The following is a 13,751-nucleotide window of genomic DNA, read 5'->3' as shown; positions in this document are numbered from 1 at the left end:
CAACTTCATTATCAAACAAAAAGCCTTCAATAACTTTGTATAATCGGGATTTATCTTCCTGATTTAATTCCGATATTTGGGATAAAATACTGTCTTTCATAAAGCAAATATAATAAATATATTATTTAGACTAAAGCCATTATTTATTATTCTGGAAAAAGCCCTTTTTTTGATACCCCATCAACAACCCCACATACTTGCTGTATCCCGCCATTCCATCGGACTGTTGGTTTACTTTGAGAAAATGGTCATAAAACCCATGAAAGCCTTTATGGATTGGGGTGTCATAGTTTTTCCAAAACTGTTTACTTTCTCTAAAATTGGCTTTTACTCCTTCATGCAATGAATCATACAGTGTTTTGAATCGTTTGGGTTGTGTTACCTGAAGTGTCCCTAAACAATACCGTAGGGCTGCGGTACAAACACTATATCGAAAATAAGGGTTTGTGTGATAATATCCGGCTAAGAATCCAATAAAATTGCACTCACTTTCACTGGCAATACCCGTTTGATGGGCCATTTCATGACAAATGACATTCCCTAAAGTGTACGAGGGGAGTAAGGCGTTTACCTGAGCCTCATGGGTAAACGGATTAAAATAGCCCGAAAAGCCCATGTACGATAGCGGGGTACTCAACAAACTTTTTTTGACAGAACGTTGTCCGTAGTTGATGTCGGGATGCCGTTGCTGAAGTGCCTGGTATCCTTCGTGAGCCAACAGAAAAAGAGAATCCAAGCGGTAAGGAACACGTACGCTTTTTTGGGGATCTTGGGTGATTTGCAAATGAATACGATGCGTTTCATCCCTCAGTTGACGGGTAAACGTTACCAATTCCTCTAGCGTGTATTGCGGATTGAGGTTCCACGTATCGGTCAGTTTTTGCCGATGATAGTTCAATCCCCAACTGAGTTGAAAAATCATGAATACGACCGCACTCCATTGCCCTAGGGAAATCCATTTTTGCGAAAGGGTTGTTTTTTTCCAACGACATAAGGACCAAGCGATTTTAAGGATAAGCAAAAGGTAAAAAACATCGCCAACCGAAAAAGGAATACGACCCAAACAAAAACGCCAAAATGCATCGATGTAGCGATAGATGCCCTGACTGTAATAGCATTCAATCACCTCGGGAAATTGTCCAAGAAAAGCTAAAAGGAGGAGCTGCACGAGCACCGCATACCATCCCCAGTACGTTCGTAGGTTCACCTTTTTTTAGGGTAAATGTACGGTAATCTTAGGCTACACCCAACAATCTTTGTATTTTTGAAACGCTGTAACAGCATTAAAAATAATTTTTACACTATGAGTCAAGACGTACGTCAATTAGAACCCAAACCCCTTTGGAATAAATTTGCCGATTTAAATGCGGTACCCCGTCCTTCCAAAAAAGAAGAGCGCGTGATTGAATTCATGAAAAATTTTGGAACGCGTTTAGGATTAGAAACTTTTGAAGATGAAATCCGAAATGTTTTTATCCGAAAACCTGCGACGCCAGGCATGGAAAATCGAAAACCGATTGTGATGCAAGCGCATTTGGATATGGTGCACCAAAAAAATAACGATACCGATTTTGATTTCACTACACAAGGTATCCAAATGTATGTCGATGGCGATTGGGTGCGCGCCAAAGGAACCACGTTGGGTGCTGATAATGGCTTGGGTGTAGCGGCGATCATGGCCATTTTAGAAAGCAAAGATATTCCCCATCCCGCGATTGAAGCACTCTTTACGATTGATGAAGAGACGGGAATGACTGGAGCTTTGAACTTAAAAGGAGGAATTCTTCAAGGGGAAATTTTATTAAATCTCGATACTGAAGAAGACGATGAAATTGATATCGGATGCGCCGGAGGGGTTGATGTAACAGCGATTCGTTCCTATAACCAAGATGACGTTCCTGAAGGTTCGCTTGGGTACACTATTACAGTAAAAGGGTTGCAAGGAGGTCACTCGGGCATGGATATTCATAAAGGCTTGGGTAACGCCAATAAAATCATGAATCGTTTGTTGTTTGATGGATTTGAAAATTTTGGTTTGCAAATTGCTGAAATCAACGGAGGAAGTTTGCGCAATGCTATTCCAAGAGAAAGTGTGGCGCAAGTGATTATCGCTTCAATGTATGACGAGGTTTTTGCGTTTGAAATGCAAGCGCGTATCAACGAGATTAAAGCGGAATACAAAACTACCGAGCCTCAGCTTCAAGTTAGCATTGAAAAGTCAGCACTTCCTGTCAAAATTATGGATTTAGGGGTGCAAGAAGGGTTGTTACGCGCCCTTTATACAGCCCACAACGGCGTGTATCGAATGAGTGCCGATATGGCTGATTTGGTAGAAACATCCAATAATATTGCGCGCGTAGTGGTGAAAGAGGGACAGCTATCGGTACAGTGTTTAACCCGCTCTTCTGTAGAAACCGCCAAGTTTGATTTGGCCAATGCCCTTCGTTCAGCCTTTGAATTAATCGGTTGTGAAGTAACGTTTTCGGGGAGTTATCCCGGATGGACGCCCAATGTAAATTCGGAAATTCTAAAGGTTTTAGTCGCTATTTATGAAAAACAAAACGGACAAAAACCGCGGGTTGTCGCGTGTCATGCGGGATTGGAATGTGGAATTCTAGGCACGAACTATCCCAATATGGATATGATTTCTTTCGGGCCCACGATTCATGGAGCGCACAGCCCCGACGAACGTGCAAGTATTTCCTCATCGCAAAAATTTTGGAACTATTTGCTCGAAATTTTAGCCCATATTCCCGTAAAAACGAGTTAGTCGTTAGCACTAAAAATTGAGGCTTAACCGTAAAACAATAAAAAAATCCTGAACGTTTGAGTTTCAGGATTTTTTATTGAAAATTGGCTTAATTTTTGTTGAAATAGAATGGAAATAACCGAAACCAATTCGTAGCCTGACATGAAAAAATTAGCATTACTGCTACTTCCAGTTTTTTTCTTAATAGCCTGTAATAACAAGGGAGAAAAGCCTCAAAAAATTGTACGTGCCTTTTATTATTGGAAGTCATCTGAAGATAATTATGATTCAGATGTATACTTGATGGATACGTTAAAAGTTGAGAAATTGTATTTCAAAGTTTTTGAAGTTAAACGCGATGCAACGCTAGGGAATATCCCAATTTCAAAAACTAATTTTTACAGTAATTATTGGGCTACTCAAAGCGAACCCAAAAAGAAAATAGAATTTATTCCAACAATATTTATTCGGAACGATGTTTTTATTAAAAGCAGTCGTTCGGAGATAGATACACTTGTGTCGAATGTATATTATTTAAGTAACAAATACATGAAGGAAAAGTTTACTGAATACCATTTGAATAAAGAAATTCAGATAGATTGTGACTGGACCTTAAAATCAAAATCAAACTACTTTTATTTTTTAGAGCAATTAAGAAAAGTTTCCAAAAAGAAAGTCAGTTGTACGTTGCGCCTATATCCTTACAAGTACCAAACCAAAATGGGTATACCTCCAGTGGATCGCGTCACATTAATGTGTTATAATCTTCTCCAACCTTTTGAAGATAAAAAACGAAATTCTATTTTGGACATTGACGAATTAGAGGCTTACCTAACAGTCGAAAAGGCCTATCCAGTCCCTCTTGATGTTGCGCTGCCTGTTTTCAATTGGGCTTTCCATTACCAATATGATCAATTCAGAGGTTTCACACATCTGTCAAAAAAAACGCTAAAGAGTATTGCAACTCAAAAAAGTGAACTTTGGTGGGAGATTCAAAAAGACACCACAATATCAGAGGTTTATTATCGCATTGGGGATAAAATTAAAATGGAAGATGTCACTCAGGATAAATTATTTTCAACAATAAATCTATTAAAATCTAAAGTCAAGTTTCCTAAAGAAACAACTGTTACCTTTTTTGATTTAGACTCAACCATTGTTCATGAATACTCGATACCCACTTTGCATCGTTTTTATACTTCTTTTACTAAATAGTTTTATTCAAAAGAGTTACGCTTGTTATTTTTATCCCTACGGTGAAGATATTCGGATGAGTCTTTTTTATCCGAATAGTTTTAATTTTCATTCTTATGAACGTTTCAATTATTGTTACACCTATGAGTATCCTAGTACCAATCACTATAAGGAGTCTGAAAATGTCTCCCTTTGGTTTAACTATTGTAAGCAAAAAGTAAGTAAAAAAGACATTGACAATGCTTTAGAAGAATTAGATTTTATCAATAAAAAACAGTACGAAAAACATCCACTAATTTGTTATTTAAAAGCGATAGGCGACCAAAATGCTCTTGATTATTTATCGTTTGCAAAGGCCATTGAACATTTGAATCCTGATGCAGATGATGTTTGGGAACACAATCAAGATGTAGAACAAAAGAAGCGAGAGGTTTTTATTCAGTATGGCCTTGATAGAATAAAGAAAGTAACAAATGTTCAATTAGTAAAGCGGTATTACTTCCAGGTTTTCAGATTGTTGAAGGATAATAAAGCGAATAAAAGAGTAATTCAGTTGTATGATGAAGTCTATTCGAAACGATTTTCGATGAATGGAATAATCGACAATTGGATATTGTTTTACAGAATGTCTGTTGAGCCAAATGATGTTAAATTGAATTTCTTCGCGGCACAGTTATTTGCATTAGAAACCGATAATCGTTTTGATATTCGTTGGTATTTTAATCGGCATATCCCCATTAAAAATGTTTTGGCCCAAGCTAAAACTAAAAAGGAGAAAGCCAATATTTTAGCGTTGTATACCATTCGTAAGTTGGACTACAGTTTCAATGCCATACAAACAATCTATACAATTCATCCACAAAATGAAGCCTTAGAATTTCTTTTATTACGTGAAATAAATAAAATCGAAGATTGGGTTTTAACACCTTCCTACGCAATGTTTCAACCCGTACTTCGAGAAGATTATTGGGAAAACAATAATTCACAGCGAATTCTACACCGCGCTGAAGTCGATCGGAAATATGCTGAAAAGGTATTGCAATGGGTTGAACGCGTAAATTTAAAAAAAGTGAAAACGCCAAATTTTTGGAGATTATCAAAAGCTTATCTTGAGTTTTTGGTGGGAAAACCTCTAAACACTTTGCAATCGTTAGCCGAAATGAATGTTGCTAACGAAAAAAGTGAATTCAAAGAGCAATACTACCGGATATTTGCGCTTTCAAAAATTGCCCATCAATCGCCGAATTTAGCACAACTTCCTTCTTCAATTCAAAAAGTTATTCTAAAGAATAAAGATAATGGCAGGTTTTTATTTGCCCTTGCAAAAGAATTAGAGTTTAATGGGAATAAATCAGAAGCTGCGTTATTAATTTCTAAAATTGTTGACACTAATGACGATTGGGAGAATAATGTATATTGGCGTTCAGGTTCAGGAAAAAAAACACTTTGGGATGATTTTAATTTCAATTGGTATCATTATGTAGATGCGGAGTTAAGTGCAGCAGATTGGGAACTTGTCATTACACAATTGAAAACTCCTTCTAAAAATTCTTTTGAAATTTGGCTCTACAGTACGCTCAAAAATGATTCCAACAGAGTTTATGATTTATTGGGGATTAAGTACATGCGCGACAATGATTTAGCGAAAGCTTACACAGCTTTTAAAAAAGTAGCCAAAGGGTATTATACCAATAATCCTTTGTTTAATGAAAATCCTTTTTACAAAATTAAAGGATATATGAATTTTGATGAAAAAATGTCTGCAACAAATTTGACAAAAGCATCAGTGGTTCGTAAAATGATTCAACTTCAAAAAGCAGCACAACAAGTTTCAAACAAGAATCGCCATAAAGACTACTTTTTATTAGCGAATTGCTACTATAATCAAACGTATTATGGAAATGCTTGGATGTTCAATAGGATAAGTCGAACTGAAGCACAAGATGTAAATTATCCCGATGAAGCTAACTATTACTCTTGTCATCGAGCACGTTATTATTATGAAAAAGCATTACAATATGCTAAAAACAAAGATTATAAAGCCTTATGTAGTTACATGATTGCCAAATGTAAAGCCCGAGAAGCTGAACACAATTACAGACGGACGCATAAAAATGAATATTTTTATTGGGATAATGAAGACTATCAAAAGATTAACGGTCAGGTCTTTGCAGGGTTTGAGAAAAAATATCCTGATCATTACTCTGAAATGATGAATAACTGTGAAATCTTTGCCTATTATTACAAGCAATAAGTTTTGTGTAGTATAGAATTTTTTAACTATACCTTCGACCAAACATACGTTTGCGTTAGCGCCTTTTTTCGAATTTGACCGCTTTCGGTTTGTTGTAGTTTGCCGTTGCGTAACAAACGATAGACAATTTTTTTCGGATAATCATTATCTGGATTTTCAAATGTTAGCGTGCTATCGGCATCTTGTGTCATTTGAAAAGCAATGGGTGTTTCTCCTTTTTCACCCTGAACCGTAGTGGTATAAATCAAGTAGTTTTTGCGTTGTTGCAGCTCCAATTGTTCCCGATGCAAAGTGTCTTTTTTTTCACCATGAATAAATAAACAGGTTCCTGTAAACGTACTGTCATCGGCTTCTTTCCATTGCATTTCCATCACACCCAACGAATCGGTTAGCGACCAATTCCCTTCTAAAAAGGATGCTTTGTAACGCTCTTCAAATTGAATTTCACGTCCCAACGCATCATATTTTTTGCAAGAAAAGGTCAAAAGACCAATCCCCAAGAGGCAAAACATCATTTTTTTCATGGTTTCATTTTTTTAAAAGGAAAGATTTCCGAAATGGCCTTCCCATTTTGCGTGCCAAAGATAGTAGCAACAAGACTATCGGCCTTTATTTTTTTATACACAATTCGATTCGGAAAGTCATGTTTTGAATTTTCAAACACCAACGAATCTGATCCGATATAGGTTGACGAAAAGCATACAGGTTTTTCTTTGTTTTGATCACGAACCGAAACAATGTAATCCCATCCTTTACTTGTTTTTTTCAAATCGACATGCTCATAAAAAACAGTGTCCCTTTGGACAAGAATAAAACTCTCTGCTTCAAATACTGTTGCATCTACTTTTTTCCAATGCTCCTGCGCATCCATACGGGTCGTGGTGTTATGCCAAGATCCAAGCAGCCATCCGGGACTTTCTGGGGCTTTTTGACAACTCCCCAAAAAGGACAAAAGGATGAAAAGAACGAAAACCTGCTTCATGTTTTATTTTTTACAATACTACAAAAATTATCATGATTCATAAGGAAAAGCCAAACTTGCCTCGTGAAATAATTGCAATTCCATTCGCAAATTATTGTATTTTTGCAATCCAAAAAAAGGAATAGTACATTATGTTAGAGCGTTTGCAATATGTGAAACAACGGTTCGACGAGGTGTCCGATTTGATTATTCAACCGGATGTCATAGCCGATCAGAAGCGTTATGTCCAATTGAATCAAGAGTATAAAAACTTGAAAGCGTTGGTTGAAAAACGCGATGAATACGTTCGATTGACCGATAATATTGCCGAAGCCAATGAGATTCTCGCCGATGGTTCGGATGCCGAAATGGTAGAAATGGCAAAGATGCAACTCGATGAAGCCAAAGAACGATTGCCCCAACTGGAGGAGGAAATCAAGTTTATGTTGATTCCCAAAGATCCTGAAGATGCAAAAAATGTAATGGTTGAAATTCGTGCCGGAACGGGTGGGGATGAAGCGTCGCTTTTCGCTGGTGATTTGTATCGAATGTACACGAAATACTGTGAGAATAAAGGCTGGCGAACATCGGTAGTTGATTTTAATGAAGGAACGTCTGGTGGATTCAAAGAAGTCATTTTCGAAGTGTCTGGGGAGGATGTATACGGCACCTTAAAGTTTGAAGCGGGAGTACATCGCGTGCAACGAGTGCCGAAAACAGAAACCCAAGGACGGGTGCACACTTCAGCGGCTACCGTTATGGTATTGCCCGAAGCCGAAGAATTTGACGTACACATCGATATGAATGATGTTCGCATCGACTTGTTTTGTTCATCAGGACCCGGAGGGCAATCGGTAAATACTACGAAGTCTGCGGTGCGAATGACCCATATTCCCACAGGATTGGTAGCACAATGCCAAGACGAAAAATCGCAACATAAAAATAAAGACAAAGCACTTTCGGTGTTGCGTTCCCGACTCTATGAAATGGAACTGGCCAAAAAGCAAGAGGAAGATGCCAAAAAGCGAAACTCTCAAGTGAGTTCGGGTGACCGTTCGGCCAAGATTCGCACCTATAATTTCCCCCAAGGACGGGTAACCGATCACCGTATTGGCATGGATATTTTTGATATGGATGGTGTGCTTAATGGCAATATTCAAAAGTTTATTGACGAATTGCAATTGGTGGCCAATACCGAAAAACTAAAAGAAAGCGAAGTATTTTAATCTCAAGTCCAACGGTAGCGTTGGGCTTTTTTTATAACCAAAAGGCACTATGGAAACCGCAGCATTGGTAGCGCAAATACGAAACAAGAAATCGTTTTTATGCATTGGGTTGGATGTCGACATCGATAAGATTCCACCCCATTTATTGCAAACCGACGATCCTATATTTGAATTTAACAAAGCGATTATTGACGCAACCCATGATTTGTGTGTGTCTTACAAACCCAATACGGCCTTTTATGAAGCCTATGGTGTAAAGGGTTGGATAGCACTCCAAAAAACCATCGATTATTTAAATACAAATTACCCCGAACAATTTACCATAGCCGATGCCAAGCGGGGCGATATCGGAAATACTTCAGGGCGTTATGCCAAAGCGTTTTTTGAAGATATGGCATTTGATTCGCTGACCGTGGCACCCTATATGGGAAAAGACTCGGTGGAACCTTTTTTGGAATTTGAAAATAAACATACGATTCTTTTGGCACTTACGTCCAATGAAGGCGCTTTTGATTTTCAAACGCAACAGGTGGAGAAGCAAGAGTTGTATAAAAAAGTAATTGAAACTTCAAAAAAATGGAAAAATAGTCACCAACTTATGTATGTCGTGGGAGCCACCAAAGCCGAGTATTTGCAAGATATCCGTATCATTATTCCCGATAGTTTTCTTTTGGTTCCCGGCGTGGGAGCACAAGGCGGAAGTTTGGAAGCGGTGTGGCATTATGGAAAAAACGACCAAATCGGCTTATTGGTTAATTCGTCGCGGGGCATAATTTATGCGTCTTCGGGAGTTGATTTTGCCGAAAAGGCCCGAGGGGAAGCATTGAAACTCCAACAGCAAATGGCAGCATTGTTATCTTAAAAAAAAGACCGATTTTCAACAGAAAACCGGCTTTTTCTTAACTAACCTAAACCAAACAAAATAATAAATTATTATTTCAATACAAATGTGCAACTATTTTGGGTGCGGCTGTGTTAATAGACTGTTATTCTTATGTTATTGATAACTAAAAAATTAAGACTTTTTTAAGGTTTATTTTCGGTCTTGTAAAGCAAACACTTGTTGCAATAGCTTGGTGGGCCGTGCGTTAAGGTTGGAGCGAATGTTTTGCTCCTCTAATGCGATCATCGTAAACACGCCCGTTAAGGCTTTCCGTGTGGTATAATCTGTCAAATCGGGATTTACTTTTTTAACTAAGGGAAGTCCGTTGTATTTACTGATAATTTGATTCCACACTTTATCTGCTCCAACTTTAGCAAACGATTGTTGAATTACAGGTTTGAATTGGGTGTACAGCGGTTGCGTAGTTTGGGTTTCTAAAAAGGTTGTCGCCGCACGATTGTCGCCCATAATGATCGATTTGGCATCGGCAATGCTTATGTTTTTAACGGCATTCACAAAAATGGGCGTGGCTTCTTTCACCGCATCTTCTGCAGCGCGATTCAACATCAATACGCCTTCATCGGCCAAACTTCCTAAACCAACTTTTCGTAAGGCTTTGTCCACCCGTTGCAACTCTTCGGGCATCATAATTTTTACCAACTCATTTTTATAAAATCCATCTACGGCCGTCAGTTTTACAACCTGCTTACGGATGCCGTGGTCTAACGCTTCTTTCAATCCACCGGCCAAGTCCAATTGATTTTGGGTTGTGGGGTGCAAATGGGAAACGGCTGCAGTGGGAAGCTCCAAACAGGAACTCATCATGTAAAGGGTAGTGGCAATGCAAAGTATTGATTTCATAGTTTATTTTTTTGTATCCCTCCAAAGATAATGCCGTAAATGTTAACATTATTTCAATTAACACCATAGGGTAGAAAAATTATATTATTCGTAAATTGCGCACTTAAAATCCTTTTACAATTAAAAATGGAACAAGCGCAACCCTATATTCCTAAAAATAAAGTAAGAATTGTAACCGCAGCCTCTTTGTTTGATGGTCACGATGCCTCTATCAACATTATGCGCCGTATCATCCAAGCTACCGGATGTGAGGTCATCCATCTTGGACACGACCGCAGTGTAGAGGAAGTAGTAAATACAGCCATTCAAGAAGACGCCAATGCGATTGCCATGACCTCGTATCAAGGCGGACACAATGAGTATTTCAAATACATGTACGACCTGTTGCAAGAAAAAGGTGCCGGTCATATTAAAATCTTTGGCGGCGGCGGCGGCGTTATTTTGCCCGAAGAAATTGCCGAGTTGCAAGCCTATGGTATCACCCGCATTTATTCTCCCGATGATGGTCGTGCTTTGGGACTTCAGGGCATGATCAATGATTTGGTGCAACGGGCCGATTTTCCTGTGGGCGATGTGTTGAATGGCGAACTTAATCATTTGGAAGCGAAAAATCCGAGAGCCATTGCACGCGTGATTTCAGCGGCTGAGAATTATCCCGAGGTTGCCAAGCCTGCTTTGGAAACCATTCATGAACGCAATAAAGAAGTTGCCATTCCGGTGCTCGGGATTACAGGAACGGGTGGTGCGGGGAAATCGTCGTTGGTAGACGAACTCGTACGTCGTTTTCTCATTGATTTTCCCGAAAAAACAATTGGTTTAATTTCAGTTGATCCTTCCAAACGCAAAACAGGTGGCGCACTTTTGGGGGATCGTATTCGCATGAATGCCATCAACAATCCACGTGTTTATATGCGTTCGTTGGCGACGCGTCAATCGAATTTGGCCTTGTCCAAATATGTAGCCGAAGCAATTGAAGTGTTGAAAGCAGCACGCTACGATTTGATTATTTTGGAAACTTCAGGTATTGGACAAAGTGATACTGAAATTTTAGACCATTCGGATGTTTCTTTGTACGTAATGACGCCTGAGTTTGGTGCCGCTACCCAGTTGGAGAAAATTGATATGTTGGACTTTGCCGATTTGGTAGCCTTAAATAAATTTGACAAGCGTGGGGCTTTAGATGCCATTCGTGATGTCAAAAAACAATACCAACGCAACCATAATTTATGGGATGTTGATCCCGAAACTATGCCCGTTTTTGGTACCATTGCTTCTCAATTCAATGATCCAGGGATGAATGCGTTGTACAAATCCATCATGGATAAAATTGTAGAAAAAACGGGTTCTGAATTGCATTCGACTTTTGCAATTACCCGTGAAATGAGTGAAAAAGTCTATGTGATTCCGCCACACCGTACCCGTTATCTTTCTGAAATTGCCGAAAATAATCGAGGCTATGATCAAACGGTTTCAGTTCAAGTAGAAGTTGCTCAAAAATTATACGGCATCTACAAAACGATAGAGACGGTAAGTGGAAAAGCCCCCGAAATGACCAAGTCAGGGCTTGAAATTACCTTGCCAGCTGCGGAAGATGCACAACAATTGGTACATCTTTTAGTGAAAGAATTTGATCGCGTAAAAATGAACTTAGACCCTTACAACTGGGAAGTCGTGTTGTCTTGGAACGAAAAAGTCAATAAATACAAAAATCCGGTCTATAGTTTCAAAGTCCGTGATAAGGAAATCAAAATCCAAACACATACCGAAAGTTTGTCTCATTCGCAAATCCCCAAAGTAGCTTTGCCCAAATACCAAGCGTGGGGTGACTTGCTACGCTGGTGTTTACAGGAAAATGTGCCCGGCGAATTCCCATTTGCCTCAGGTTTGTATCCGTTCAAACGCGAGGGCGAAGATCCAACGCGTATGTTTGCGGGTGAAGGCGGTCCCGAACGCACCAACCGTCGTTTCCATTATGTAAGTTTGGGTATGCCCGCTAAGCGTTTGTCTACGGCATTTGACTCAGTAACCTTATACGGAAACGACCCCGATCACCGTCCCGATATTTATGGTAAAATCGGAAATGCAGGGGTTTCGATTTGTTGTTTGGACGATGCCAAAAAATTATACTCTGGTTTTGATTTGAGTCACCCCGCTACTTCCGTATCGATGACGATTAACGGTCCGGCGCCGATGTTGCTAGGATTCTTCTTGAATGCGGCCATCGATCAAAATTGCGAAAAATACATTCGTGAAAATGGACTCGAACATTTGGTCGAAGCGCGTTTAACGGAATTGTATGATGCCAAAGGGGTAGGGCGTCCCAAATACATTTGCGCCGATGGGAAAGCCTATAATCCGTTTCATCCTGAAAAAGGAAGTGCTTTGCCCGAAGGCAATAACGGTCTAGGATTACTGTTGTTGGGCGTTACCGGTGACCAAATCTTGGATGCTGAAGTATATGCAACCATCAAAGCACAAACCCTGTCGCAAGTTCGCGGTACCGTACAAGCCGACATTTTAAAAGAAGATCAAGCCCAAAACACCTGTATTTTCTCCACAGAATTTGCGTTGCGATTGATGGGGGATGTGCAAGAATATTTCATTCAGAAAAACGTACGTAATTTCTATTCCGTTTCGATTTCAGGGTATCATATTGCCGAGGCGGGTGCCAATCCGATTACGCAATTGGCCTTTACTTTGGCAAATGGATTCACGTATGTCGAGTATTATTTAAGCCGTGGAATGAATATCAACGATTTTGGTCCCAACCTGTCGTTTTTCTTCTCCAACGGGATCGATCCCGAATATGCGGTCATTGGTCGTGTAGCCCGTAAGATATGGGCCAAAGCCTTAAAATACAAATACGGCGCCAACGAACGTGCCCAAATGTTGAAGTATCATATTCAAACTTCGGGTCGTTCTTTGCATGCGCAAGAAATTGATTTTAATGATATTCGTACCACCTTGCAAGCCTTGTATGCGATTTACGACAACTGTAATTCGTTGCATACCAATGCCTATGATGAAGCGATTACGACGCCCACAGAAGAATCCGTGCGTCGCGCTATGGCCATTCAGTTGATCATCAATAAAGAATTGGGATTGGCCAAAAATGAAAACCCCATTCAAGGGTCGTTTATTATTGAAGAATTAACGGATTTAGTTGAAGAAGCCGTGTTGGCCGAATTTGATCGTATCACCGAACGTGGCGGTGTGTTGGGCGCCATGGAAACCATGTACCAACGCAGTAAAATTCAAGAAGAGAGTTTGTATTATGAAACGTTAAAACATACCGGTGAATATCCTATCATTGGGGTAAATACCTTTTTGAGTTCCAAAGGGTCGCCCACGGTTTTACCGGCTGAGGTTATTCGTGCCACCGAAGAAGAAAAGCAAGTACAAATTCAGACCTTACAAAATCTTCACGGGGCCCATGGTGTAAAAGTAAAAGAATTGATTGCTCAGGTACAAGAAGCTGCGATCAACAACCGCAATATGTTCGACCATTTAATGGAAGCTACCAAATATTGTTCGTTGGGTCAGATCACTTCTGGATTGTTTGAAGTGGGGGGTCAATACCGAAGAAATATGTAGACAGATGTTAAATTGGAGCAGACAGGTAA

General features: G+C 39.5%; 10 protein-coding genes. 6 read left to right on the top strand and 4 right to left on the bottom strand.

Annotated elements, in window-relative coordinates; genetic code table 11:
- Positions 1–139: 139 nt before the first annotated feature.
- Positions 140–1,207: a DUF3810 domain-containing protein gene (locus O9316_RS13050; RefSeq protein WP_298203424.1), complete on the bottom strand. Its 1,068-nt coding sequence runs from the start codon at positions 1,205–1,207 to the stop codon at positions 140–142.
- Positions 1,208–1,303: 96 nt separating this feature from the next.
- On the opposite strand from O9316_RS13050, the gene O9316_RS13045 reads away from it, so the two are divergent.
- The 3 genes from O9316_RS13045 to O9316_RS13035 all read left to right on the top strand — a co-directional run bounded on the left by O9316_RS13045 (position 1,304) and on the right by O9316_RS13035 (position 6,197).
- Positions 1,304–2,770 (top strand): aminoacyl-histidine dipeptidase, encoded by a 1,467-nt coding sequence (locus O9316_RS13045; protein WP_298203423.1) that lies wholly within the window; start codon positions 1,304–1,306, stop codon positions 2,768–2,770.
- A gap of 141 nt (positions 2,771–2,911) precedes the next feature.
- Positions 2,912–3,964, top strand: coding sequence for a hypothetical protein (locus tag O9316_RS13040; RefSeq protein WP_298203422.1), 1,053 nt, complete (start codon positions 2,912–2,914; stop codon positions 3,962–3,964).
- Complete coding sequence (locus O9316_RS13035; protein ID WP_298203421.1) at positions 3,912–6,197, top strand: hypothetical protein; 2,286 nt, start codon at positions 3,912–3,914, stop codon at positions 6,195–6,197. Before O9316_RS13040 ends, O9316_RS13035 begins: the two co-directional genes overlap by 53 nt.
- Before the next feature lie 26 nt (positions 6,198–6,223).
- Here O9316_RS13035 and O9316_RS13030 read toward each other — a convergent pair whose 3' ends face one another.
- Positions 6,224–6,721 carry a DUF6265 family protein gene (locus O9316_RS13030; protein WP_298203420.1) on the bottom strand — a complete coding sequence of 166 codons (498 nt, stop codon included), beginning with the start codon at positions 6,719–6,721 and terminating at the stop codon, positions 6,224–6,226.
- Entirely contained in the window at positions 6,718–7,179 is a 462-nt protein-coding gene (locus O9316_RS13025; protein WP_298203419.1) for a DUF6265 family protein, read from the bottom strand. The genes O9316_RS13030 and O9316_RS13025 overlap by 4 nt, the downstream gene beginning before the upstream one ends.
- A 131-nt stretch (positions 7,180–7,310) precedes the next feature.
- Here O9316_RS13025 and prfA point away from each other — a divergent pair, with 131 nt between their 5' ends.
- Positions 7,311–8,384, top strand: coding sequence for a peptide chain release factor 1 (gene prfA, locus O9316_RS13020; RefSeq protein ID WP_298203418.1), 1,074 nt, complete (start codon positions 7,311–7,313; stop codon positions 8,382–8,384).
- A 49-nt stretch (positions 8,385–8,433) separates the two neighbouring features.
- Positions 8,434–9,246, top strand: coding sequence for an orotidine-5'-phosphate decarboxylase (gene pyrF, locus O9316_RS13015; protein ID WP_298203417.1), 813 nt, complete (start codon positions 8,434–8,436; stop codon positions 9,244–9,246).
- A 171-nt stretch (positions 9,247–9,417) separates the two neighbouring features.
- On the opposite strand, the gene O9316_RS13010 is transcribed toward pyrF, so the two are convergent.
- A complete protein-coding gene (locus tag O9316_RS13010) occupies positions 9,418–10,128 on the bottom strand; it encodes a DUF4197 domain-containing protein (protein ID WP_298203416.1) in 711 nt (236 codons plus the stop codon).
- Between the two features lie 126 nt (positions 10,129–10,254).
- Between O9316_RS13010 and O9316_RS13005 the strand changes: the two genes are divergently transcribed.
- A complete protein-coding gene (locus tag O9316_RS13005; RefSeq protein WP_298203415.1) occupies positions 10,255–13,722 on the top strand; it encodes a methylmalonyl-CoA mutase family protein in 3,468 nt (1,155 codons plus the stop codon).
- The last annotated feature ends 29 nt before the right edge of the window (positions 13,723–13,751 follow it).

The organism is Flavobacterium sp. (genome assembly GCF_027533505.1).
Lineage (GTDB): Bacteria > Bacteroidota > Bacteroidia > Flavobacteriales > Flavobacteriaceae > Flavobacterium.
This window is presented reverse-complemented; position numbering and strand designations above follow the sequence as displayed.

What these genes read in the sequence shown, in the direction of transcription:
- O9316_RS13045 (WP_298203423.1), top strand. Translation starts at nt 1,304, where the DNA reads ATGAGTCAAGACGTACGTCAATTAGAACCCAAACCCCTTTGGAATAAA.
- O9316_RS13025 (WP_298203419.1), bottom strand. Translation starts at nt 7,179, where the DNA reads ATGAAGCAGGTTTTCGTTCTTTTCATCCTTTTGTCCTTTTTGGGGAGT.
- O9316_RS13030 (WP_298203420.1), bottom strand. Translation starts at nt 6,721, where the DNA reads ATGAAAAAAATGATGTTTTGCCTCTTGGGGATTGGTCTTTTGACCTTT.
- O9316_RS13010 (WP_298203416.1), bottom strand. Translation starts at nt 10,128, where the DNA reads ATGAAATCAATACTTTGCATTGCCACTACCCTTTACATGATGAGTTCC.
- pyrF (WP_298203417.1), top strand. Translation starts at nt 8,434, where the DNA reads ATGGAAACCGCAGCATTGGTAGCGCAAATACGAAACAAGAAATCGTTT.
- O9316_RS13040 (WP_298203422.1), top strand. Translation starts at nt 2,912, where the DNA reads ATGAAAAAATTAGCATTACTGCTACTTCCAGTTTTTTTCTTAATAGCC.
- prfA (WP_298203418.1), top strand. Translation starts at nt 7,311, where the DNA reads ATGTTAGAGCGTTTGCAATATGTGAAACAACGGTTCGACGAGGTGTCC.
- O9316_RS13005 (WP_298203415.1), top strand. Translation starts at nt 10,255, where the DNA reads ATGGAACAAGCGCAACCCTATATTCCTAAAAATAAAGTAAGAATTGTA.
- O9316_RS13035 (WP_298203421.1), top strand. Translation starts at nt 3,912, where the DNA reads ATGAATACTCGATACCCACTTTGCATCGTTTTTATACTTCTTTTACTA.